General features: G+C 66.7%; 12 protein-coding genes and 9 pseudogenes. 6 read left to right on the top strand and 15 right to left on the bottom strand.

Annotated features, from left to right (window positions below; all coding sequences use genetic code 11):
- Positions 1-127: 127 nt before the first annotated feature.
- Positions 128-2,716 (bottom strand): glucans biosynthesis glucosyltransferase MdoH, encoded by a 2,589-nt coding sequence (gene mdoH / locus OWR21_RS08550; RefSeq protein WP_332394996.1) that lies wholly within the window; start codon positions 2,714-2,716, stop codon positions 128-130.
- Positions 2,689-4,251, bottom strand: coding sequence for a glucan biosynthesis protein G (locus tag OWR21_RS08545; RefSeq protein ID WP_147216405.1), 1,563 nt, complete (start codon positions 4,249-4,251; stop codon positions 2,689-2,691). Before OWR21_RS08545 ends, mdoH begins: the two co-directional genes overlap by 28 nt.
- Before the next feature lie 335 nt (positions 4,252-4,586).
- On the opposite strand from OWR21_RS08545, the pseudogene OWR21_RS08540 reads away from it, so the two are divergent.
- A pseudogene (locus OWR21_RS08540) lies at positions 4,587-5,331 on the top strand (hypothetical protein).
- A gap of 314 nt (positions 5,332-5,645) precedes the next feature.
- Here the strand turns inward: OWR21_RS08540 and OWR21_RS08535 are convergent.
- The 6 genes and pseudogenes from OWR21_RS08535 to hemA form a co-directional block, all read right to left on the bottom strand.
- A pseudogene (locus OWR21_RS08535) lies at positions 5,646-6,267 on the bottom strand (UbiX family flavin prenyltransferase).
- Between the two features lie 19 nt (positions 6,268-6,286).
- Positions 6,287-6,596: pseudogene (grxD, locus tag OWR21_RS08530) on the bottom strand (Grx4 family monothiol glutaredoxin).
- 66 nt (positions 6,597-6,662) lie between these two features.
- Positions 6,663-7,564: pseudogene (prmC, locus tag OWR21_RS08525) on the bottom strand (peptide chain release factor N(5)-glutamine methyltransferase).
- 97 nt (positions 7,565-7,661) lie between these two features.
- Entirely contained in the window at positions 7,662-8,030 is a 369-nt protein-coding gene (locus tag OWR21_RS08520; protein WP_316876772.1) for a hypothetical protein, read from the bottom strand.
- A gap of 181 nt (positions 8,031-8,211) precedes the next feature.
- Positions 8,212-9,292, bottom strand: a pseudogene (gene prfA / locus OWR21_RS08515) (peptide chain release factor 1).
- 109 nt (positions 9,293-9,401) lie between these two features.
- Positions 9,402-10,709: a glutamyl-tRNA reductase gene (gene hemA / locus OWR21_RS08510; protein WP_316876775.1), complete on the bottom strand. Its 1,308-nt coding sequence runs from the start codon at positions 10,707-10,709 to the stop codon at positions 9,402-9,404.
- Between the two features lie 219 nt (positions 10,710-10,928).
- Here hemA and OWR21_RS08505 point away from each other — a divergent pair, with 219 nt between their 5' ends.
- On the top strand, positions 10,929-11,171 hold the full coding sequence (locus tag OWR21_RS08505; protein WP_316876777.1) for a GlsB/YeaQ/YmgE family stress response membrane protein: 243 nt from the start codon (positions 10,929-10,931) through the stop codon (positions 11,169-11,171).
- Positions 11,172-11,202: 31 nt separating this feature from the next.
- Here OWR21_RS08505 and OWR21_RS08500 read toward each other — a convergent pair whose 3' ends face one another.
- The 4 genes from OWR21_RS08500 to ychF form a co-directional block, all read right to left on the bottom strand.
- Positions 11,203-13,161 carry a hybrid sensor histidine kinase/response regulator gene (locus OWR21_RS08500; protein WP_316876779.1) on the bottom strand — a complete coding sequence of 653 codons (1,959 nt, stop codon included), beginning with the start codon at positions 13,159-13,161 and terminating at the stop codon, positions 11,203-11,205.
- A 26-nt stretch (positions 13,162-13,187) separates the two neighbouring features.
- Positions 13,188-13,655, bottom strand: coding sequence for a response regulator (locus OWR21_RS08495; RefSeq protein WP_332394995.1), 468 nt, complete (start codon positions 13,653-13,655; stop codon positions 13,188-13,190).
- Between the two features lie 41 nt (positions 13,656-13,696).
- Positions 13,697-15,964, bottom strand: a complete 2,268-nt coding sequence (locus OWR21_RS08490) for an ATP-binding protein (RefSeq protein WP_332394994.1) — start codon at positions 15,962-15,964, stop codon at positions 13,697-13,699.
- Positions 15,965-16,295: 331 nt separating this feature from the next.
- Positions 16,296-17,390 (bottom strand): redox-regulated ATPase YchF, encoded by a 1,095-nt coding sequence (gene ychF, locus OWR21_RS08485; protein WP_147216390.1) that lies wholly within the window; start codon positions 17,388-17,390, stop codon positions 16,296-16,298.
- A 411-nt stretch (positions 17,391-17,801) separates the two neighbouring features.
- Between ychF and OWR21_RS08480 the strand changes: the two are divergent.
- Positions 17,802-18,177 (top strand): annotated as a pseudogene (locus OWR21_RS08480) (flagellar protein FliT).
- Positions 18,178-18,206: 29 nt separating this feature from the next.
- Here OWR21_RS08480 and OWR21_RS08475 read toward each other — a convergent pair.
- The 3 genes and pseudogenes from OWR21_RS08475 to OWR21_RS08465 all read right to left on the bottom strand — a co-directional run bounded on the left by OWR21_RS08475 (position 18,207) and on the right by OWR21_RS08465 (position 19,444).
- A complete protein-coding gene (locus tag OWR21_RS08475; protein WP_332394993.1) occupies positions 18,207-18,680 on the bottom strand; it encodes a lytic transglycosylase domain-containing protein in 474 nt (157 codons plus the stop codon).
- 24 nt (positions 18,681-18,704) lie between these two features.
- Positions 18,705-19,036: pseudogene (locus OWR21_RS08470) on the bottom strand (hypothetical protein).
- A gap of 16 nt (positions 19,037-19,052) precedes the next feature.
- Positions 19,053-19,444 (bottom strand): annotated as a pseudogene (locus OWR21_RS08465) (hypothetical protein).
- Positions 19,445-19,807: 363 nt separating this feature from the next.
- Between OWR21_RS08465 and OWR21_RS08460 the strand changes: the two are divergent.
- The 3 genes and pseudogenes from OWR21_RS08460 to acuI all read left to right on the top strand — a co-directional run bounded on the left by OWR21_RS08460 (position 19,808) and on the right by acuI (position 22,988).
- Positions 19,808-21,103 carry a UbiH/UbiF family hydroxylase gene (locus tag OWR21_RS08460; RefSeq protein ID WP_316891619.1) on the top strand — a complete coding sequence of 432 codons (1,296 nt, stop codon included), beginning with the start codon at positions 19,808-19,810 and terminating at the stop codon, positions 21,101-21,103.
- A gap of 46 nt (positions 21,104-21,149) precedes the next feature.
- The gene (locus tag OWR21_RS08455; RefSeq protein ID WP_092975612.1) at positions 21,150-21,896 is read left to right on the top strand and encodes a DsbC family protein; all 747 of its coding nucleotides are present in this window, start codon (positions 21,150-21,152) and stop codon (positions 21,894-21,896) included.
- A 76-nt stretch (positions 21,897-21,972) separates the two neighbouring features.
- Positions 21,973-22,988: pseudogene (acuI, locus tag OWR21_RS08450) on the top strand (acrylyl-CoA reductase (NADPH)).
- Positions 22,989-23,050 lie beyond the last annotated feature (62 nt).

Here is a 23,050-nt window from a genome sequence, read left to right as displayed (position 1 = left end):
CGTGATGCCATTCTATGAACCGCCGGGCGCTTCAGGTGATACGTAAATCCTACGGATGTAACGGGAAGTAAAACGCCCCACCGGCAAGATGCGGGTGGGGCGCGGTATTTCTGTCGGGCGGCGTTGTTCAGCTTTCTGCAGCCGCCCAGGCCGCACGCTGTTCCGGGGACGACCACACCGCCAGGTGCAGCGCCGACAGCGAGAACGGATCCGACAGCAACACCAGCTTTTGCTTGCCGGTGAGTTTGTCGGGGCCGACCTCCAGCGCGTGGCGCACATGGGCTTCGCGCACTGCGACGAGGCGCTTGTCCTGCGGAAAGCGCGTCGTACCAATGGCGCACATCAGCGCGTTGGTGACGGGATCGACGACGGCTTGGCGGAAGTCTGGCATGGGCGGGGCATTGCGAAGGTGCTTGCGCGTGGCACGCAGCTCGCGGGGCGGGCGTACTTCCTCGGGGATCATGAACAGGCGCAGCCGCCGCATGCGGCGGCCCAGGCTCACGCGGCTGGAGAACACCGACAGCGGGATCGACACGATCAGCGCACCCACGACCGGCGACAGCCACCACAGGAAGCTCGGGTTCAGCCAATACACGATCGCAGCCCAGACGATGCCGATGACGGTGTGCAGCCCGTGGCGGCGCACGGCATCGCCCCAGTGCGTCTGTGCGTCTTCGCGCGGGGGCGATTTCCAGTGCACCTTCCAGCCGAGGAACGCGGCGGTCACAAAGCGCGTGTGGAACAGCATGCGCACCGGCGCGGCCAGCACCGAGAACGCTGCCTCAATGGCCATCGACAACGCCAGGTGGATCGCTCCGCCAAAGCGCTTCGGCCCCTGAGCCCACAGCACAAGCACGCTCAGGATCTTCGGCAGGAACAGCACGGTGGCCGTGGCGGAAAACAGCGCCGCGGCCTTCTCCGGATGCCACTCCGGCCAGATCGGGAAGAGCTGGCGGGGCTGCGTGAAGTATTCCGGCGCGATCAGCGTGTGCTTGGCCAGCAGGGCCGTCGACAAAAGCAGGAACAGGAACCACAGCGGCGCCGACAGATACGCCATCACCCCGGTGATGAACACCGCGCGGTGCACACGGTGGAAGCCCGGCGCGCCGAACAGGCGGAAGTTCATCAGGTTGCCGTGGCACCAGCGGCGGTCGCGGCCCAGCTCATCGAGCAGGTTGGGCGGCATCTCTTCGTAGCTGCCGTCAAGGTCGTAGGCGATCCACACGGCCCAGCCGGCGCGGCGCATCAGCGCGGCTTCAACAAAATCGTGCGACATGATCTCGCCGGAAAGCGAGCCCTTGCCCGGAATCGGCGCCAGCGCGCAGTGCTTGATGAACGGATCCAGCCGGATGATGGCGTTGTGGCCCCAGTAGTGCGATTCGCCGAGTTGCCAGTAGTGCAGGCCGGCGGTGAACAGCGGCCCGTACACACGCGTGGCGAACTGCTGGATGCGCGCATACAGCGTGTCGCGGCCGGCCGCGCGCGGGGCGGTCTGGATGATGCCCGCGCTGGGCGCACCTTCCATCAACTGCACGAGGCGCGTCAGGCAATCGCCGCTCATCACGCTGTCGGCGTCGAGCACGATCATGTAGCGGTACCGGCCGCCCCAGCGTCGGCAGAAATCGTCGATGTTGCCGCTCTTGCGCTTCACGCGGTGGCGGCGCCAACGGTAGAAGATGCGGCCGAAACCGTCGAGCGCGCGGCAGATGTGCAGCCAGGCATCGGCTTCGGCCGTGCGGATGTCCGGGTCGCCGGAGTCCGACAGCACGAAGAAGTCGAAGTGCTCCAGATGCCCCGTGCGCTGCAACGATTCGTACGTCGCGCGCAGCCCCGCGAAGACGCGCTGCACATCTTCGTTGCAGATCGGCATGACGATGGCCGTGCGGGCGTCGTCCGGAATCGTGGCGTCGGGCGTGGCGCGGCGCGAGATGACGAAGCGGTCGCCGTGGAAGGCCAGCAGCAGGAAGCCCGTAATGGCCGTCCAGAAGCCCGCCGACACCCAGCAGAACAGCACCGCAAACAGGACGATGATGATGGCTTCGAGCCAGTCGGCACCGTGATACGGCAGCACCGTGCTCATCGCCCAGGTGGCGGCGACGGTCTGCGCGATCATCAGCGCCAGCAGCGTCAGGCGGCGGCGCGCACCGACGAAGCGCCAGATGCCTTTCGGGTCCGGCGAGTCGGGCGCTTCGTACGGCACCGGCTTCTTGCCGCCATGCATCCAGCGGTCAATGGCCTTGCGCGCGCGCCAGATCGGGCCGAGTACCCACGGCCATGGCACCATCGAACGGCGCGCGGGCGTGGGGCCGGTATCCAGGTGGATGCGGCCCTGGTTGTCGTGCTCAACGGGTGGAGCAGGTTGGGCGGAGGGCTCCGTCGATGCCGCCTCCGCGCGCGTGGCGCCATACGCAGCATCCAGACGCGAGCCTACGGAAGCGTAAGCCGGCGCGTCGGCGTCGAGCGACGTCGTCTGTGCGGGGTCGAGCCTGGCCAGCGCACGATGCAGCTTGGCGAGCGCCGCTGCATCGTCGTCCGTGGCTGTGATCCCCGCGTTGCGCAGCAGCGCAGCGCGCGCGTCGGCCGCCAGCGGCAGCGCCTCAAGGTAATGGTCAGCCACAGACTGCGCTGTGGCAGGGCTGGTGGAGGGGGCTGTGCCGGCAGCACCGGCAGTCTGGGCTGTCGTCACGTTCAGCCCGGAGGTAACAGGTAGCTCCACGTCTCGGAGAGTCCGGTGCCGCCGCTGCGCAGGTAGCCACGCAGTTCAACGGGTTTATCGTCGTCGACCCGCTTGAGGCGCACGGTCACGCGCCAGCCGCCGGTCGCGGTGTTGGGTTGGCCGAAGATCGATTCGATCTTGCCGTTGGCATCTGCCGAAAACACCGGCTCAACCGGAGCGTTCGGCGCCAGCTTGGCCAGCGCCGGCCCTTCAAAGTCGACCACGAAGGCGATCGTATCGTCGGGCTTGCGCTCGTCGGGGCGCTTGGTCGTCCAGCCGTGCGAGCGGCGCGTCTGCGCGACCCATGCCAGCGCCGGCTTCTTGTCGGCGTCCTTCTGCCACAGCAGGCGGTATTCCAGATTGAACGGCTGCTGCGGCTTGGGCGGATTCTCGGGCACCCAGTAGGCGACCACGTTGTCGTTTGTCTCGTCGGGCGTCGGGATCTGCACAAGCTCCACGCGGCCTGCGCCCCATTTGCCGACGGGCTCGACCCACGCGCTTGGGCGCAGTTCGTAGCGGTCGCCGATTTCCTGGTAGCTGGAGAACGCGCGGTCACGCTGCATGAGGCCGAAGCCGCCCGGGTTGGTCGTCCCGAACGAGCTGACCAGCAGGCGCTTGGGGTTCGTCAGCGGACGCCAGATCCATTCGCCCGTGCCGGAAAGCACCGACAGGCCGTCGGAGTCGTGCACCTCGGGGCGGAAATCCAGCGCAGGCGCCGGCTGGTTCTCGCCAAAGAAGAACATGCTGGTGAGCGGCGCGATGGCCAGCTTGCTCACGTTCTCGCGCATGTACAGCTGCGCCTTCACGTCGACTGCCGTGTCGCTGCCCGGCTTGATGACGAAGCGGTAGGCGCCCGTGGCGCGGCGCGAATTGAGCAGTGCGTAGATCGTCAGCTCTTTCGCATTGGCCGCGGGCCGTTCGATCCAGAAGTCGGTGAAGCGGGGGAATTCCTCGCCCGAATTGAGCGCGGTGTCGATGGCCAGCCCGCGCGCGGACAGGCCATAGACCTGCCCCTTGCCGATGCCGCGGAAGTACGACGCGCCCAGGAACACGATGACCTCGTCCTTGTACTTGGGCGTGTTCATCGGATAGTGCACGCGGAAACCGGCAAAGCCGAGCTTCTGCAACTGCTTCGGGTCGAGCTTGACCGGGCCGTAGTCGAACAGGCGCGGATCGAAACGGATTTCGCGCACACCGGCCGGCGACACCTCGTTGATCTTCACGGGCTGGTCGTAGTACGAACCCTCGTGGAAGAAGCCGAGTTCGAACGGCAGCTTGTCGCGGCGCCAGTACGCCTGGTCGGACTTGAAGCGGATTTCGCGGTACTGGTCGTAGCGCAGCTCGCGCAATTCGCGCGGCAAGGTGTCGGCGGGCGCCTGGTACGGCTTCGCGGCCAGTTGCTTGGCGCGTACGGCCACATCGTTGAAGCCAAAGGCCAGCGCAGCATGCGCGGAAGCCAGCGCCAGCACGCCCACGGCGAGCCGCGCATAGCCGGCTACCGAACGGGTGCGTGCCGCGCGCGCGGCCCCGGGCATGCGGGAGGAAACAGCGGAGGGAATGTTCAAAATGAGATCGCGTCTATGCGGCGGGCCGAGGAACGTGACGCTTCGGTCCTGCCGGTCATTCGTCTGTGCCGCCGAGATTTTACCCGCCGGACCTTTGCGAGATCAAAACCGGCAACATTTTGATAATGTTTCCGGCCCGCATCGGGCCGACATCCGCGTCAAATGGCGTGTAACGAGCCGGTCTGGGTGGGGTCAACCGTTCGGTTGAGGGGAACGCACGCTGCCCGGCGCCGGTCACAACCGCTTTGCCGCGTGTCGGAATTCCCGCATGGCACACTCTCGGCTCTTTCCTTCATGGAGTTCGCATGACCTGCTGGACGCGACGCGCCACGGCAACCGCCGCCCTTGCCATCTCGACCTCGTTGCTCGCGCCCGTGGCGTTTGCCGCACCGGCATCGAAGGCCGCTCCTGCTTCGAAGGCTCCCGCACCGGCCAAGGCGGTGCGGGACTCGGGCGACGTGGCGGTGCTGCTGGACGCCTTTCCGCTCGGCAAGCCGCTGCGCAAGCTGCCCTCATGCGAAGACGTACGCGCCAATGGCGGCAAGGACGTCGCCGAATACTGCTCCGACGCGCTGGAATCGCATGGCCGCACGCGGTCTCTGGGCGTGCCGCAGGCATCGCGGCCGGAGTTGATGGACGGCCCGCAGGCCGTGGTGCTGATCGACCAGGATGGCAACATCGCCGGCATGTTCGTGCCCACGCGCGGCGTGGATACCGAGCAGCGCGTCTTCCAGGCCCTGTCCGATCGCTACGGCAAGCCGGCGCAGGAAGGCAAGGCGCCCTCAAGCTGAAGTCTGGCAAGACGGTCGATTCGCTGCGCGCACGCTGGGCGGGCCATCAGACCATCATCACGATGTACGCGATTCCTGAAGAGCCGCAGAACGGCACGGTGGAATTCCTCTGGGCGCCGCGCGCGGGGGCGTCATGGACCAAATGCGTGCCGAAGTCGATCCGAATGCACCCAAACCGGCTGCTGCGTCAGGTGTGACGGCCTCGGCGCCCGCCGCGACGGCCACGCCCTCTGCAGGCAAACCGGCGCCTAAGCAGTGAACTTACGAACGCACGTTCGTAGTTTTCAGTTACACGGCTTACACGCGCATGACGCCAGCGTCGCCCGGGCCGGCTTATAACGTCCCCATGGCCTCATTCGCGGGGCCGAAGGACGCTAATCATGAAAATCGTGGCTCTGGCCTTGTTGGGCGCGACGCTTGGGGGTTGTGCCGTGTATCCGGCACCGGTGGCTGTGGCGCCTGCGCCGGTCTATGCGGCACCGGCTTATCCCGCCTACTACGGTGGCTATTGGGGTGGACCGTCGGTGTACTTCAACTACCGCCACCGCTAATCTGCGGTCGGCTGATCGGCGCCTAGTCCGTTGACCGCAGGCCTGGCCAGCCCGGCGCCAATGTCTGCGGCAGGCCGAGCAGGTCCAGCACGCGTCCGACAGTGTGGTCGACCAAGTCGTCGATCGTCTTGGGGCGCTGGTAAAGCCGGGCACGGGCGGGAACACGATTCCGCCCATCTCCGTGACCGCCGTCATGTTGCGCAGGTGCGCCAGATTCAACGGCGTTTCGCGCACCATCAGGATGAGGCGGCGGCGCTCCTTGAGCGTGACGTCGGCCGCGCGGGCGATGAGGTTGTCCGACAGGCCGTGCGCGACGGCCGCCAGCGTCTTCATCGAGCAGGGCGCCACCACCATCGCTTCGGCAGCAAAGGAGCCGCTCGCGATGGTCGCGCCGATATCGCGCACGTTATGCACGACGTGCGCCAGCGTTTCCACTTCTTCGCGTGCCATGTGCAGCTCGTGCTGCACGTTCATCAACCCTGCGGGCGACATCAGCAGGTGCGATTCCACGCCCGCTGAGTCACGCAGGCCCTGCAGAACCTGCAGCAGCCGCACCCGTAAATCGCGCCCGACGCGCCCGTGATCGCCACGATGATGCGGCGCACGGCTGGCGTTTGAGCGGTGGCGTCCGGGGTTTGGGTCACGCTGAAACGAGAACGCAGCTCAAGCAGCCAGCAGCGGTTGCAGTTCGCCGCTCTGGTACATCTCCATCATGATGTCCGAGCCGCCAATGAACTCGCCCTTGATATAGAGCTGCGGAATGGTCGGCCAGTTGGCGTAGTCCTTGATGCCCTGGCGGATTTCGTCGTCTTCCAGCACGTTGACGGTGTGCGGACGGTCCACGCCGCAGGCCTTCAGGATCTGGATGGCGCGGCCCGAAAAACCGCACATCGGGAATTGCGCGGTGCCCTTCATGAAGAGGACGACGGTGGCCTTTGACGATCTGGTCGATCTTTTCGTGCGTGGTGCTCATGGGGAGACTCGATTGGGTGAGGGGCGGCAGCGGCTTCTCAACTGCCATCCACATTGGAAAACCCGTCTATTTTAGCGAGGAACGCGCACCGGCGTTTTGATCCGGCCACTGCCCGCCGCTGCAGCGGTCGTGGCCGGCCAGGTCTTGGGCGGTGAAGACGTTGGCGAAGCCGGCGCCCCCAGCAGCGCACGCACGGGTTCGCCCTGGTCGTAGCCGTGCTCGAGCAGCAGCCAGCCGCCGGCGGCCAGCCGCGCAGGCGCCCCGGAGACGATGCTGCGCAGGTGGCGCAGGCCATCATCGTGGTCGGTGAGGGCGCTGGCGGGTTCGAAACGCAGGTCGCCCTGGTCGAGGTGCGCGTCGGTGGCGGCAATGTAAGGCGGGTTGCTGGCGATGAGATCGAAAGCGGGAGGCGCGTCGGCATCGGCCAGCGCGCCATACCAGTCGCCCAGCGCAGTCCGGACGTTGGTCGCGCCGAGCGCCTTGGCGTTGTCGATCGCCACGCCCAGTGCATCGGCGGAGGCATCGGTGGCCCATACGCGCGCGTCGCGCCGCGCCAGCGCGATCGTGATGGCGATGATGCCGCTGCCGGTGCCCATGTCCAGCACCGCTGGCGCATCGCGTTCTTCCAGGCGGTCCAGCGCTTGTTCGACCAGCAATTCGGTATCGGGGCGCGGGATCAGCACGGCGGGCGTCACCTTGAAGGCGCGCCCGAAGAATTCACGTTCGCCCAGCAGATACGCCATCGGCTCGCCGGCTAGGCGGCGCGCAGCAAGTTCGCTGATGCGCGCGCGCGCGGCCACGTCGATGGCGCAGGCGTCTTGCGTGATGAGTTGCACCCGCGACAGGCCCGTCACGTGCGAGACCAGCATGCGTGCTTCCAGCGCGGGCAGGCCGGCACGGGCCAGCGCTGTCAGCGCATCGGCCACGCGAGCGAGGGTTTCGGGCGAAATGACGGGGGAAGACGACACGGCAACAGACCAGCAGCGAAGATCGGGCGCACAAAATAACACGGGCCCGGCCGATGTGGCGCGGGCCCGCGAGCGGGTCGGTGAGGTAGAGCGGAGCTTACTGCTTGGTCGCCTCCTTGACCTTGTTGGCCGCTTCCTTGGTGGCGTCAGCGGTCTTGTCTGCCGCAACCTTGGCCGCGTCGGCCGTCTTGTCGGCCGCGGTCTTGGCGGCCTCCTTGGCCTGCGCCAGCGCGCCCGACGCGGAGACCTGCGCGTCCGAAGCCGCTTGCGACAGTTCCACCTTGGCGGCGTCCGCGGCCTTGGTCACGGCGGTGCCGGCGTTGTCGAGGGCCTGCTTGGCGGCGTCCTTCGATTGTTCCATCGCGCTCTTGGCGGCCTGGTCGGTGGCGTCATCCTTCTTGCCGCAGGCGGCCAGGCCCAGTGCGAGGGTGGTAGCGACGGTAATGGCCAGCAGTTGGGTACGCATTGCGATTCTCCTAATCGTGATGTTGCCGCGCTTGTCGGTAAGTGCGTGCCGGATGCGACCGGCGATGCACTCGGCGTGATCGAGATCGATTATAGGAACGCGAGGCCGCCCCGCCATCGCGCAAAGCTGTATCAAACGCAAGCGGATGTTACGGGGAGGGCGCTTTTTAACGATTGAGCCCTCAGGCGTCTTCGCCAAGCGCCGCAAGCTGTTCGGCCTGGTGCTCAGCGGCCAACGCACCGACGAGTTCATCGATGTCGCCGTCCATGATCGCGTCGATCTTGTACAGCGTCAGGTTGATGCGGTGATCCGTCACGCGGCCTTGCGGAAAGTTGTACGTGCGGATGCGGTCGGAGCGGTCTCCCGAGCCGATCAGGCTCTTGCGTGCGCTGGCTTCCTTGGCTTGCGCCTCACGCTCCTGGCGATCCTTCAGGCGCGCGGCCAGGACTTGCATGGCGCGGTCCTTGTTGCGGTGCTGGCTGCGGTCGTCCTGGCACTCCACCACCAGGCCGGTCGGCAGGTGCGTGATGCGCACGGCGGAATCCGTCTTGTTGATGTGCTGGCCGCCCGCGCCCGACGCGCGGAACGTATCGATGCGCAGATCGGCCGGATTGATCTGGATGTCGGCCAGCGCGTCGGCCTCGGGCATGACGGCCACGGTGCAGGCCGACGTGTGAATACGCCCCTGCGCCTCGGTGGCCGGCACGCGCTGCACGCGGTGGCCGCCCGATTCGAACTTCAGGCGCGAGTACGCACCTTCGCCCACCAGCCGCGCAATCACTTCCTTGTAGCCGCCCAGGTCCGAAGGCGATTCGCTGACGATCTCCACCTGCCAGCGCTGCCGTTCGGCGTAGCGCGTACATGCGCAGCAAGTCGCCGGCAAAGAGCGCGGATTCGTCGCCGCCTGTGCCGGCACGGATTTCCACGAAGATGTTGCGATGGTCGTTCGGGTCTTTGGGCAGCAGCAGGCGTTGCAGCTCGCCTTCGAGGGATTCCATCCGCTCACGCGCGGCGCGGAGTTCGTCCTCTGCAAACGCCTTCATGTCCGGATCGGCCGCCAGTTCCTGCGCGGTGGCGATGTCTTCCTCGGCCTGCTTCCACGCGGCAAATTGCGCGACCACGGGCTCCAGCTCGGCATGTTCGCGCGTGAGCTTGCGGTATTGGTCGAGGTTGGCGGTGGCGTCTTCACGCGCAAGCAGCGCGTTGATTTCGACGATGCGCTCGGCCAGTTGGTCGAGCTTGGACAGCATGCTGGGCTTCATTCGGGCAGTCGCGGAGGGAAACGCTGGAAGCGAAGGCGGCGCATGATACCGCGCCAGAAGGTGCGCGCCCGTCGTGCAAATATGCGGCGCGCGTGCGATGCGCCGGCCGCTAGCGCTCGGAGTGGCTGGACTGGCGGAACAGCGCCGGCAGCAGGTCGATGAGTTGTTCGCGGCCTTCGCCCTGCGCGTGGTTGAGCGCATGCGTCGGGCCGTGGAGGAATTTCTTGGTCAGCGCCTGAGACAGCGCTTCGAGCACCAGCGCCGGATCGTCGCCGCGCGCGAGCATGCGTTGCGCGCGTTCCAGCTCACCCTGGCGCAGCGTTTCAGCCTGCGCGTGCAGATCGCGGATGACGGGCACCACGCTGCGCGCATCGAGCCAGTGCATGAAGTTCAGCACGCGCGTTTCGATGATGGCCTCGGCCTGCGCCACGGCGGCCTGCCGCAGCGCGTTGCCTTCGCGCACGATGGCGCCGAGGTCGTCGACGGTGTAGAGGAACACGTCGGACAGGCGTGCGACTTCAGGTTCGATGTCGCGCGGCACGGCCAGGTCGACCATGAACATCGGACGGTGGCGGCGCTGCTTGATGGCGCGCTCCACGGCGCCCAGGCCGATGATGGGCAGCGTGCTGGCGGTGCACGAGACGACGATGTCGAACTCGGCGAGCTTGGTCGGCAGTTCAGCCAGGCGCACGGCGCGGGCATTCAGGCCCTGGTTCGACAGCGATTCCGCGAGCTTCTCGCCGCGTTCCAGCGTGCGGTTGGCGATTACCACCTCGCGCGGCGTCTGCGCGGCAAAGTGCGTGGCGCACAGCTCGATCATCTCGCCGGCGCCGATGAACAGGACGCGCTGATCCGCAATCGATTCGAAGATGCGCTGCGCCAGGCGCACGGCGGCGGCGGCCATCGACACGGAATGCGCGCCGATCTCCGTCGTGCCACGCACTTCCTTGGCCACGGCAAAGGTGCGCTGGAACAGCTGGTTCAGGTACGTGCCCAGGGCGCCTGCCTCGGTGGCGGTGCGCACGGCGTCTTTCATCTGGCCGAGGATCTGCGTCTCGCCCAGCACCATCGAATCGAGTCCGCTGGCCACGCGGAAGGCGTGGCGTACCGCCAGCGACTGGCCGAGCGAATACACATGGGGCGCGAGTTCGCCGGCGTCGATGTTGTGGTGCTGTGCCAGCCAGCGAATCGCATGCTCGTGCGCGGTTTGCTCGGGGAGGTTGCCGTCGGTGGCGCAGTAGATTTCGGTGCGATTGCAGGTGGAAAGAATGGCGGCTTCCGCCGAGCTTCTGAGCTGCGGCAGATGCTGGCGCAGCGTGCCCAGTGCGGGCTTGAGCTGCTCGAGCGGAAACGCCACCTTCTCGCGCAGGGAAAGCGGCGCAGTGTGGTGGTTGATTCCGAGCGTCAGCAACTGCATGTGGGGCGGCCGGTTAAGGGAACGGCACGAATTTTGAGCACTCTGGATTATAACGCCCGCCCCCGGATCAGCAGGACGCAGGTCAAATCTGGTGAAGTGTATGGATGAATGTCGATTATTCGTCACGCGTCATGCGGGTGTGCCGACGTAGTTTTCGGCCGCGTCCTGCGCTAAGGTACGCGTCCAGTTGAATCGCTCAAGGCAATACGGAGAACAGGCATGGGGTGGATGGGGCCGCTGTGGATCGGGCTGGCGGTGGGCGTGGCGGCGCGTTGGCTGCATCCGGCAGGCAAGCGCCTCGGTTGGCCGGCGGCGCTGGTGACGGGCGGGATGGGTGCGTTGCTTGGTTACTACAGCGGCCAGTTCGCCCACCTGTATGCCGACGGGCAAATCATGGCGTGGACCGCCGCCGTGGTGGGCGCCATGCTGCTGCCCGCCGCTTGGGGCCTGCTGCGCCGCTAGGGCGACTGCCGCTGCGGCATTCTGGCGCGGCTCAGCTTGCGCCCACGCCCGCGGTGCGCGCGTCGCGCGCAGCCAGATAGCCGGCCATCAGCGCTTCCAGTCGCTTGAAATCCACCGGTTTGGTCAGGTGATCCGTAAAGCCCGCGTCGCGGCACCGGGCGATGTCGTCTTCCATGCCATAACCGGTGATGGCGATCGACGGAGCGCCTTGCCGCTCGGCAAATACGCGCACCACGTCCAGGCCGCTGCCGTCCGGCAAGCCAATGTCGCTGATCAGCAGATCGAACGCGCCCGATTCAGCGGCCTGCATGGCCGTGCGGGCGCTGTTGGCAACGGCCACGCTGTGGCCGAGGATTTCCAGCATCTGCGCCATCGCCTCGGCCGTATCGGCGTTGTCCTCCACCAGCAGCACGTGCAGGCCGCGCGTTGGTTGGGCGCGGGGCGCGGGCGGCGAGGGCGGCGTCTCGGGCTGCACCGTCTCGGTGGCCAGCGGCAGGGTGAGCGTGAAGGTGGCGCCCTCGTGGCGGCCGGCGCTCTCGGCAATCAATGAACCCTCGTGCTTCTGCACCAGCGCGTAGGCAATCGCCAGGCCCAGGCCAAGCCCGCCAAAGCGCTGCGTGATCGACGCATCGGCCTGTTCGAACGCCGAGAAGATGCGCGGCAGTGCTTCGGGTTCGATGCCGATGCCGTTGTCCTTCACGGCGACGGCCACCGTAGACGGCGACGGGTTCCAGACCCGCACCTCGATGGCGCCGCCTTCGGGCGTGAACTTCACGGCGTTGCGCACAAGGTTCCAGATCACTTGCTGGATGCGCGCCCCGTCGGCATACAGCCGGCTGCGGCCCGCCTCGAAGCGCGTCTTGAGCGACAGCCGCTTGGCCTGCATGTCGTTGCGCGACATCTCCAGCGTGCTTTCCAACAGCGGATACAGGTCGACCAGCGCAAAGCTCACCGCCAGCTTGCCGCGCGCAATGCCCGTGATGTCGAGCAGGTCGTCGATCAGGCGTGCTTCCAGCTCGGCATTGCGGCGCACGACTTCGAGCTGCGCGACCACATACGCTGGCAGGTCCTGGCGCATTTCCAGCAGATGCACGGCCGTCAGGATGGGTGTGAGCGGCGTGCGCAACTCGTGCGACAGCACCGCCAGGAAGTGGTCCTTGGCGTGGTTGGCGGTCTCGGCTTCTTCCTTCGCGCGGCGCAGGGCGTCGGCCGCGATGCGCTCTTCCGTGGAGTCGCGGATGATTTTCGAGAAGCCGACCAGTTGCCCCGTCTCGTTGTGGATGGCCGTGACCACGCTCGATGCGTAGAACGGCGTGCCGTCCTTGCGCAGCATCCAGCGGTCGTCGGTGAGGCTGCCTTCGCGGCGCACGCGTTCGAGCTTGCGCTGGAATTCACCCGCCTCGCGCGCGGCCTGCGGATACAGAATCTCCGCCGATTTGCCGAGGATGTCTTCACGCGCATAACCAAGAATGCTGCGCGACGCCGCGTTCCATGTGCGCACGATGCCCTGCGGGTCGAGCGAGAGCACGGCGTGCTCCTTGAGCGCGTTGATCAGCAGGCGGAAATGCGTTTCCGCTTCGCGCAGCGCGGCTTCGGCGGCGATGCGCTGGCGGCGTTCGGCCGCTTCGGCCAGCGCCCGCAGCAGCACCACGGGCAGGCGCTGCAGGCGCTGCTTGATGACGTAATCGGTGGCGCCGCGCTTGAGCATGTCGACCGCGTGCTCCTCGCCGAGCGCACCCGATACGAAGATGAACGGCGTTTGTGGCGCCATGCGGCGTGCAATATCCAACGCTTCCGCCCCTGTGAACTGCGGCAGCATGTAGTCGGCCAGGATGGCGTCGAAGGTTCGTGCGCTGAGCTGGGCGATGAAGTCGGTCTCGTTGTCGACAAGCGTGGTGTCGGCTTGCAGATTGGCGGTTTCCAGCCGCGCGCGCGTGAGCTCCGCATCGAGCGGGTTGTCTTCGACCAGCAGCAGTTGCAGATTCGGCATGGGGGCGGATGCTCCGGATGGGGCGGTTAGCTCGCCGGCAGCAACGTGCGGCGTGCCCGCGTGGAGCCGGGCGGCGGTTCGTTGAGCACCGCCCAGAATACGCCCAGGTCGGCGATCGCATTGACAAACGCGCGGAACTCCACCGGCTTGACCACGTAGGCGTTGACGCCCAGTTCGTAGCTGCGCAGCAGGTCGGTTTCTTCGCGCGACGAAGTCAGCATGACCACCGGCAGGCTCTTGAGCGCGGGCGTTGCGCGGATCTCGGCCAGCACTTCCAGCCCGTCGATCTTTGGCAGCTTCAGGTCGAGCAGCACCACGGCGGGGTTACCGGGCACGCGCTGCGCGTACAGGTTGCGCGCGTGCAGGTAATCCAGCGCCTCGGCGCCGTCCCGGGTGACGACCACGTCGTTGGCGAGCTGGCTGCGCTCCAGTGCCAGCAGCGTCAGCTCGAGGTCGTTCGGGTTGTCTTCAACGAGCAGGATGGGTTTGAGCATGGTGACAATGAGCGTGGAAAAGAACGATCAGGCATCGGGCGTCATCGTGCGAAGGCCCGCTCGGATGCCGCTTGCGGGTCGGGCGTGCGCGGCAGGGCGAAGTAGAACGTCGCGCCGCGGTTCAGCTCGCCCTCGGCCCAGGTGCGGCCGCCGTGGCGATCGATGATGCGCCGCACATTGGCCAGGCCGATGCCGGTGCCCTCGAACTCGTCCATGCGGTGCAGCCGCTGGAACACGCCGAACAGCTTGGCCACGTATTCCATCGAGAAGCCCACGCCGTTGTCGGCAATGCGCACGATGGTTTCGGCGTCGGTCTGTTCGGCGTCGATTTGGATGCGCGCAGGATCGCGGTCACGCGTGTATTTGACGGCGTTGGAGAGCAGGTTGCGCATGGCCAGTTGCAGGAATGCCGGATCGGCGCGCACCACCGGCAAGGCGGCGATGTTCCATTCGATATGGCGACGCCCCTGATCGAGCGTCAGATCGCGCACGACGCCGCGCACGAGCTGCGTGAGGTCGACATCGGTCAGGTGAAGTGCGCCGCGTCCCATCTGCGAGAAGGTGAGCAGATCGTCGACCAGCTTGCCCGCAAAGCGCGACGACTCCGAGATCGTCTGCAGGAAGTGCCGCCCACGCTCCGAGACGTGTTGGCCTTCCATCTCGTCGAGCAGTTCGGCATAGCCGGCGATATGGCGCAGCGGCGCGCGCAAGTCGTGCGACACGGAATACGAAAACGCTTCGAGTTCGTGGTTGGCGCGGCGCAGTTCGCTGGTCAACTCCGCGGCTTCTTCGGCGCGGCGCAGCACGATGTTCAGGACGGCGTAGCGGAACTCCGCTGCGGTTTCCACTTCGCTCGTGCGCCAGGGGCGCGAGGTGTGGACGATGTGCTCCTGCCAATGGCGTGTGCGGCCGAGCATGTGCGTGGCATCGCCGTCTGCCAGGTCTGGTGCATCGCCCGTCCAGCGGACGGTGTGCGGGGTTTCGGGGCGAAACCACAGCACGTAGTGCCGATGCAGTTGCGAAACCTGCACGGCCAGTACGCCGCTGGCCTGGGGCAGGAGCGCGGCGCCATCCGGATAAGTGGCGGCTAGGCGGTCGGTGTGGAAAACCTCGCCGGGGTGCGCCTCGGCCAGCCATTCGGTCAGGCGCAGAATGCTGTCTTCGTCCGGCGCGGCACCGATGCGCATGCACTCGCCCTGGCGCACGATGGCGGCGCCGCTGGCCGAGGCAAAGCGCAGCAGATCTGCCGGATGCTCGAGCAGCCCGTCTTCGAAATGGTCGCGGTCTGCCATCGCGGCCAGCAGGCGCACGAGGATGCGTCGCAGTTCCAGCCGGTGCGCGATCTCGGCGCGGTCTTCTTTCGCCTCGATCTGAAGCGACAGAATCTGCGCGAGGTGTTCGCATGCCGTGCGCACTTCAAACGACAGTGAGCAGGGCGTCGCGTGGTGGCAGGCGATCAAGCCCCAGAGACTGCCGCGCACCGTAAGCGCCAGCGTGAACGACGCCTTCGCCCCCATGCCGCGCATGGTTTCGCGCTGCGCTTCGGAAGCGGCGCGCAGGGCGGCGTATGTCAGGTCGGTCGTCCGGCCGGTGGACGGATGCAGCGGTGGCACCAGACCCACCGCGATGTCGTCCACGTCTGCCACGAGCCGCAGCGGATTGTGGCTGTACAGGGTGCGCAGTTCGGGCGTGATGCCCGCCCCAGACAGGTGTGTGCCGACCAGCGTGTCGTAGGCCTCGTCGCGCGCTTCGGCCAACGCCTGCAAGGAGCCATCGCGCTCAATGCGGTAGATCGTGACGCGGCCAAAGTCGGTGAGACGGCGGACTTCGCGGGCGGCAAGGTCCGTGAGTGCATCGACGGTGCCAACGGCTTGGAGGCTGCCGACAAACGTGCGCATCAGCGGATACATCGACGCAAACGCGCCGTCGGCTGCATGCACGGCCGGTTCCAGTTCCAGGATCAGCGTGCGCTTGTGCCGGTGCATGACCGCGTCGAGCGCGTGGCCGTGCGGTGTCTGCAGCGTGCCGATATACAGGGGGTGGCCGTCGATGCTATGCGTGGCCAGGGCGCGCTCCAGCACCTCGCGGCCGGCGCTGCCCACCACACGGTCGACGCTTGCTCCCAGCGCGCTGGCCAGCGGCGTACCCAGCGCGGTCTCCAGGTTTTCGCTCACCTGCTGGACGCGCAACTCCGGTTCGGACAGGCACAGCAACACCCCGCGCGACTGGATGGCAGCGCTGCTGCCAATACCCGGCGTGGCGTCGATGTCGTCAACTACGGACAAGGGCGGGGGCGATTGCGAACTCATGGCGTTGGGCGAGTGCGCCGCCCGACATGCGTTGGTTGAATGCGGGGGCGGCGGGCTGCCCCGGGCAAGAAGCCTACCGGGGTTCAGCGTATCTGCCGTGCGCCACGCAAGTCACGTGCCCAAGACGCGAAAATGGCGCAGCAAAGCGCTCTGGAGGCCATCGCAACGGCCTTATCGGCACTACGTGTATGTAAAAAGTGATGCCGGGCCACCTCAACGTTACAAGGCTCGGCAGCACGCACCTCGCCCAGGCACCGGTGTTGCCGCGCTCGCGTTGTCCATGAAAAAAGCCCTGCAGTGGTTGCAGGGCTTTTCGTTGTGCTTGCGCCGATCAGACGTTGAACAGGAAGTGCAGCACATCACCGTCCTTGACGATGTATTCCTTGCCTTCCGCGCGCATCTTGCCGGCTTCCTTGGCACCTTGTTCGCCCTTGTACTGGATGAAATCCTCGTACGAAATCGTCTGGGCGCGGATGAAGCCGCGTTCGAAGTCGGTGTGGATGGCCGCGGCGGCGCGCGGGGCCGTGTCGCCGATGTGGATCGTCCAGGCGCGCACTTCCTTCACGCCGGCGGTGAAGTAGGTTTGCAGGCCGAGCAGCTTGAAGGCCGCACGGATCACGCGGTTCAGGCCGGGCTCTTCCATGCCGATGTCGGCCAGGAATTCGGCCTTGTCGGCGTCATCCAGATCGGCGATTTCGGCTTCGATGGCGGCGCACACGGCCACCACGGGCGAGTTCGTCTGCGCAGCGTAGTTGCGCACGGCGTCCAGGTGCGGGTTGTTCTCGAAACCGTCTTCGCGCACGTTGGCAACGTACATGGTCGGCTTGGCGGTGATCAGGCACAGCGGCTTGAGCGTCGCCCACTCGTCGTCGGTCAGGTTCAGGCCACGCACGGGCTTGGCTTCGTCCAGCACCTTCTGGGCTTTTTCCAGCACGGCGACCAGCTTGGCGGCTTCCTTGTCGTTGCCCGACTTGGCGGCCTTGGTGTAGCGCTGCAGCGCTTTTTCAACCGTACCCAGGTCAGCGAGAGCCAGCTCGGTGTTGATGACTTCGATGTCGGCGATCGGGTCGACCTTGCCGGCGACGTGGATCACGTTTTCATCTTCGAAACAGCGCACCACGTGCGTGATGGCATCCGTCTCGCGGATGTTGGCGAGGAACTGGTTGCCCAGGCCTTCACCCTTGGAGGCGCCCGCCACCAGGCCCGCAATGTCGACGAACTCGACCACCGCCGGCAGCACGCGCTCGGGCTTGACGATCTCGGCCAGCGCCTGCAGGCGGGCGTCCGGCACTTCCACCACGCCGACGTTGGGCTCGATCGTGCAGAACGGGTAGTTCTCGGCGGCGATGCCGGCTTTGGTCAGGGCATTGAACAGGGTCGACTTACCGACGTTCGGCAGACCGACGATGCCGCATTGGAGGCTCATGGTGAAAAAGGCTCTGAATCAAGGGGTTGCGTGACGCGGGAGGAGGCGGCAGCACAGTGGAATCCGGGCTGCGCGCGTCGTTCACGGAAAGGCGTGATTGTAACCGCTCCGGGTGCGTTCTCGCCCCGGAATGAAAGCGCATTCGGTCGGGCAAGGCGCTCGGCGGGTCGCGGTGTGAAGGCGTTACGGCCCCGTTACGCGTTACGTTCCAGAAACGTAACAACTCCGCCCCGAGCGGCTGTTTTTCAGGCCTGCGATGCCCGCCGCCGGACGCTCTCCGTATCCTACGAACCCAAGCCAGCAAAGGCTTTCGCGGCATTTCCGGGCGGGTGGGAGGCGGTTCGGCGCCGGCCGGGCATCCCTATTGCACTGGCTTGCTGCAAACAACAACGTTTGACTCTGGAGCACAGCATGTCCTGGACCGTCGCCACCGCCGCCCGCCCGATCCATACGGTTTCCGACAGCGCCGGCTTGTTCGCCTGCTACGAGGCCATCGCGAGCCTGTCCGAAGACATGGTGGATGCTGCAGAACGCGGCGACTGGGACGAAGTGAGCTTGCTCGAGCGCGAATGCGCGGCCCACATGGAGCGCCTCGGCCACGGTCTGCGCCCGGCCTTGTCCCAGGAAGAGGTGCAGCGCAAGCGCGACCTGATGATGCGCATCCTGGCCAACGACGCCCGTGTGCGCGCTGGTCTGCCCGCGTCAGGATGAACTGATGCGCCTGGTCAGCGGCGAGCGCCGCGCCATCGGCGCACGTCAGGCGTACGCCGCCGTCTCGTACTACTGAGCGCGCGCGGTTCCGGGGCCGAACCCGAATCAGCGGTCGGCCCGCAATTCCCCCCACGACATCAGCACCCGCTGGATGCTCCGCGCATAGGCGTCGCGGTGGACGGGCGTCTCGGAGTGATACGCGCCGATGGCCCGCCACGTGTTTCCATGGCGAACCATTTTTTGCTTGAGCAGCCAGGCCGCCACGAACACGTTGACGCAGGCGTCGGTCAGCGCATGGCGCGGCACGCCGTAGCGCGCCAGCGTCCCGAAGTGAATCGAGTTGATCTGCGCCTGGCCGATGTCGACCGAGCCATCGGCGTTGCGGTGGATGGCGCCCGGGTCGCCTTTTGATTCAAACCACACGATCGCGCGCAGCACCGTCGGGTTCACGCCTTGATAGGTGCCGGCCTGCTCGAAGCAATCGCCTGACGCCGCGTGCGCCGCCACGCTGGAACCCGCCAGCAAGAATGCCGCGGCAAGGCGGCGCCAGTTCAAGCAAAGAAGGCGGGCGAGGGGCATGACGGCTCCGGCGGCAATCGTTGATTACTTCTGCAGGGCCACTTCAAGCTGACGCTCGATGCCGGCCAGATACGTGTGCGAGGCCTCTGACACCACCATGCGGGGCACCGGCTCGGTCGCCTTGCGCCACTGCGTGGCCGCGGCCTTGCGCTTGCCGCCGCGCGCGTGTGCCACGGGCGCCGGTTCCATTTCGGTGCCGCCGCCGGGCGGCAGCATCGCCAGCGAAGGCAGGGGTGGATAGACGCGATCGGGCGCCGCTGCCGTCGCCGGCATCAGTGCATCGGGCGGGGCGGCAAAGCCGAAGCGGTCGAGACGCTCAGCAGGCCGACGGTGAGCGGGAAAAGCAGATGGGTCATACGCATGACGTTCCTCTTAATGCTGCGTGCGGATCGTCACGCTGTAGGGCTGGCTGGCGCTGACGGTCAGGTTTTCCAGCCGGACGTATCCAGCGCGCTGAGCGGGCACGCCGTTCCACAGCGCCTGGTTCAGGTAGCGGAAATCCTGGGCCAGCGCGGCTACCTGGATGGTTGCCGGGCGTTTTTGCGCCGCGGCCAGCGCGCCGGCCTTGGTCAGCACGGCCGTCAGTTGCGGGTCATGCGCGCCCAGTGCGTCGGGCGGGATGGCGAAGGTCATGACTTCGCCCGGGGCGCGGTGCGGGCCACGGGGGCGGGCGTCGTGGCAGCAGGCATCTGCGCGCAGCCGGCCAACGCCAGTAGCGCTGCCAGCATCAGTGATACGGCGGAGCGTTTGGAGAAAGTCCACATGGCGATGAGGAATGCGTGGATCGGACCCGAACTGTATCGGCGGGTCGCGCGTGTCAAAACGTCGAATTACCCGGCTTTTATCGCCCATCCCGACCGATGGCCTGAGCGGCTGAAGTCCGGTGGAAACGGCATCACATCGCGGGTCTGCGGGCGGGCGGAGCATCTTCCACATATGTGGCAGAGGCGGCATCTGCGCCCCAAAACGTGCGTACCCCGCTGCACTAGGTTCGGGGGACGAAAACGTCGTGCGCGGCAGGGGTAGGCGTAAACACTGAGCCGACACGCGCGCACGCCATGTGTCGGTCGCGACACATTTGCGCGACCACAAGGCTGCCGCACCCCCGCCGCTATAATCGGCCCACCATGAATACACCCGCGTTTTCCTCTTCCAAGGCGGCTTCCCGGGAGGCTGCGCCCTACCACTTGGCCGTGGTGGGCGGCGGCATCGTCGGGCGTGCCTGCGCCCTGCGGCTGGCGCAGATCGGCTTGCGCATCGCGCATATCGCACCGCCCGCGCCAGCCGCCGCGCCCGCCGGGCCGGACGCCTGGGACGCGCGTGTCTACGCGTTCTCGTCCAGCTCCCAGGCGCTGCTGGAGCAGTTGCGCATCTGGCCGGCGCTCGACATGACACGCGTGCAGCCGGTGCACGACATGCGCATCTTCGGCGATGACGCTGCCGCGCGCGGCGAGCACGCCCACCCCGACCTGCACTTCTCTGCCTACGCCGCCGGCACGCCGCAATTGGCGTGGATTGCCGAATCGTCGCTGGTCGAGCGCGCTCTGGAAACCGCACTGCGCTTCGCTCACACGGTGCAGACCTTCCCGCACGCCGCCACCGGTTTCGAAATGGAAGCTGACGCCGTGCGGCTGACGCTGGCGGACGGGCAGACGATCCGCGCGGAATGCGTGATCGGCGCCGACGGCAAGCATTCGTGGGTGCGCGAGCAGGCCGGTATCCAGGCCGAAGCGAAGCCGTATCGCCAGCTTGGCGTGGTCGCCAACTTCCAGGCCGAACACTGGCATCAGGACACCGCGTGGCAATGGTTCCTCGGTGCCTCCGCCGAGCAGGCCGCCGCCACGGATGACGCCGCCCCGGTACGCGGAGAGATTCTCGCGATGCTGCCGCTGCCCGATCGGCGCGTGTCGATGGTCTGGTCCGCCAGCGAGGACCACGCCCGCGAATTGCTCGCGCTGTCGCCCGAGGCGTTGTGCCGCGCAGTGGAAGCTGCGGCGGGTGGCGCCATCGCCGCTCGCTTCGGGCGCTTGTCGAACATCACGCCTGCGCAGGGTTTCCCGCTCGTGCTGCAACACGCCAGCCGGGCGGTCGCGCCGCGCGTGGCGCTGGTAGGCGATGCGGCCCATGTGATCCATCCGCTGGCCGGGCAGGGCATGAACCTCGGGCTGCGGGATGTGTCCGAAATCGGTCGCGTGATGGCGGAACGTGAAACCATGCGCGATCATGGCGATCTGAGGTTGCTGCGCCGTTACGAACGTGCCCGCCGCGAAGATCTGCTTTCGCTCACGGCCGCCACGGACGGTCTGCACAAACTGTTCGCCCTGCCGGGCGCGCTGCCACGCACGGTACGCAACGCGGGGATGCGCATGGTGGGCATGACGCCATTTATCAAACGCTTGTTGATCAAGCACGCACTCGGCTGAGGCCATCTCAGCGGATTTGTGGTTTTTCGGGGTTCCAGGAGTCGTTATGTCGTTTCGTATTCGGGTGGCGGCCATCGCCTCTGCGGTGGCAGTGGCAGCCATTGGCGCTGGCTATGTGTTGAGCGCCGGCGCCGCCGAGCCCGCCTTGGACAAGGTCAAGGCCACCGTGCAGAAGGCCCTGGGCCCGAACGTGGAGATCAAGAGCGTCACCAAGTCGCCGCTGGCCGGCCTGTACGAGATCAACCTCGGCAGCCAGGTCGTCTACAGCGATGCCACCGGCCGCTACGTGCTCAACGGCGACCTGCTCGACACGCAGACCGCCACCAACCTCACGCAAGAGCGCCTGGCCGAGCTGAACCGCGTGAAGTGGTCCGACCTGCCGCTGGACCGCGCCGTGAAGTGGGTCAAGGGCAACGGCGCACGCAAGATCGCCGTGTTCTCCGATCCGAACTGCCCGTACTGCCACAAGCTGGAGCAGATGCTCACGCAAGTCGACAACGTCACCGTCTACACCTTCCTGTTCCCGATCCTGTCCGAAGACTCCAACACCAAGGCCAAGCAGATCTGGTGCTCGGCCGACCGCGCCAAGGCCTGGCGTGACTGGATGACCGCCAAGACCGCCCCGGGCGGCGCCGGCACCTGCGACACGCCGCTGGAGGCCAACCTGAAGCTCGGCCAGCAGCTGAACGTGACCGGCACGCCGGCCATCATCTTCCCGGACGGAACCCGGGCGCCGGGCCTGATCGATGCGGCCACGCTGGAGCGCAAGTTCGCCGCGCTCAAGAAGTCGTAATTCGCACGAAGGAAGCGCCGGTCGATCCGGCGCTTTTCTTTGGCGCTCGCATTCACCTCATCTTCGGAGACTTGGCATGTCGTTTCGCGCGCTGATGCTGGAAAAGCAGGATGGCGGGCGCCTGGCCCACATCGTCGACCTCGATGACGCAGCGTTGTCCACACCCGAAGCGCTGGCCAACGACGTGACCGCCGGCGACGTGCTGATCCGCGTGGACTGGTCGACCATCAATTACAAGGACGGCCTGGCCATCACCGGCAAGGGCCCCGTCGTGCGCAAGTGGCCGATGGTGGCCGGTATCGACGGCGCGGGTGTCGTGCTCGATTCATCGCATCCGGATTGGCGGACCGGCGATGCGGTGGTGCTCAACGGCTGGGGCGTCGGCGAGACGCACTGGGGTTGTCTTGCCCAGCAGGCGCGGCTTTCCGGCGATTGGCTCGTGGCATTGCCGGCGGGGCTCGACGCGCGGCAGGCCATGGCGATCGGCACGGCCGGCTACACGGCGATGCTCTCCGTGCTGGCGCTGGAGCGCGCCGGCGTGAAACCGGGCGACGGCGAGGTCCTGGTGACGGGCGCGTCGGGCGGCGTGGGCTCGATCGCCATCGCGCTGCTCGGCAAGCTGGGCTATCGCGTGGTGGCATCCACGGGCAAGACGAATGAGGCCGATTTCCTGCAGGCGCTGGGCGCGACGGATGTCATGGATCGCGCCGAGCTTGCCGCCCCGGGCAAGCCATTGCAGAAAGAGCGCTGGGCGGCGGTGGTCGATTCGGTGGGCTCGCACACGCTGGTCAACGCCTGCGCACAGGTCCGCTACGGCGGCGTGGTCACGGCGTGCGGGCTGGCGCAGGGCATGGATTTTCCGGCCACGGTCGCGCCGTTCATCCTGCGCGGCGTGACGCTGTGCGGCATCGACAGCGTGATGGCGCCGCGCGCGCTGCGACAGACCGCGTGGCAGCGCCTGGCTGCCGATCTGCTGCCCGATCGCCTCGCCGCCATCACGCGCGAGGTGACGCTGTCGAGGCTATCGACGCCGCCCACGACATCATGGCCGGCAAGATGCGCGGGCGCGTCGTGGTCGACGTCAACCGATAGGCTGGCAGGCCGGTTTGCGGACGATTTGCCTTCGGCAGCGTGGGACGGCAACGCTACAATGT

This window comes from Ralstonia sp. 1B3, assembly GCF_036631435.1.
Note: the sequence above shows the minus strand (reverse complement) of the source record. Positions and strands in the feature narration are given on the sequence as shown.

Excerpts from the sequence above, each read along its gene's own strand:
- OWR21_RS08500 (WP_316876779.1), bottom strand. The coding sequence starts at position 13,161 with ATGCCGAATCTGCAACTGCTGCTGGTCGAAGACAACCCGCTCGATGCG.
- OWR21_RS08455 (WP_092975612.1), top strand. The coding sequence starts at position 21,150 with ATGTCGTTTCGTATTCGGGTGGCGGCCATCGCCTCTGCGGTGGCAGTG.
- hemA (WP_316876775.1), bottom strand. The coding sequence starts at position 10,709 with ATGCAGTTGCTGACGCTCGGAATCAACCACCACACTGCGCCGCTTTCC.
- OWR21_RS08545 (WP_147216405.1), bottom strand. The coding sequence starts at position 4,251 with ATGCCCGGGGCCGCGCGCGCGGCACGCACCCGTTCGGTAGCCGGCTAT.
- OWR21_RS08495 (WP_332394995.1), bottom strand. The coding sequence starts at position 13,655 with ATGCTCAAACCCATCCTGCTCGTTGAAGACAACCCGAACGACCTCGAG.
- OWR21_RS08520 (WP_316876772.1), bottom strand. The coding sequence starts at position 8,030 with ATGCGTACCCAACTGCTGGCCATTACCGTCGCTACCACCCTCGCACTG.
- OWR21_RS08460 (WP_316891619.1), top strand. The coding sequence starts at position 19,808 with ATGAATACACCCGCGTTTTCCTCTTCCAAGGCGGCTTCCCGGGAGGCT.
- OWR21_RS08490 (WP_332394994.1), bottom strand. The coding sequence starts at position 15,964 with ATGAGTTCGCAATCGCCCCCGCCCTTGTCCGTAGTTGACGACATCGAC.
- OWR21_RS08475 (WP_332394993.1), bottom strand. The coding sequence starts at position 18,680 with ATGCCCCTCGCCCGCCTTCTTTGCTTGAACTGGCGCCGCCTTGCCGCG.
- ychF (WP_147216390.1), bottom strand. The coding sequence starts at position 17,390 with ATGAGCCTCCAATGCGGCATCGTCGGTCTGCCGAACGTCGGTAAGTCG.
- OWR21_RS08505 (WP_316876777.1), top strand. The coding sequence starts at position 10,929 with ATGGGGTGGATGGGGCCGCTGTGGATCGGGCTGGCGGTGGGCGTGGCG.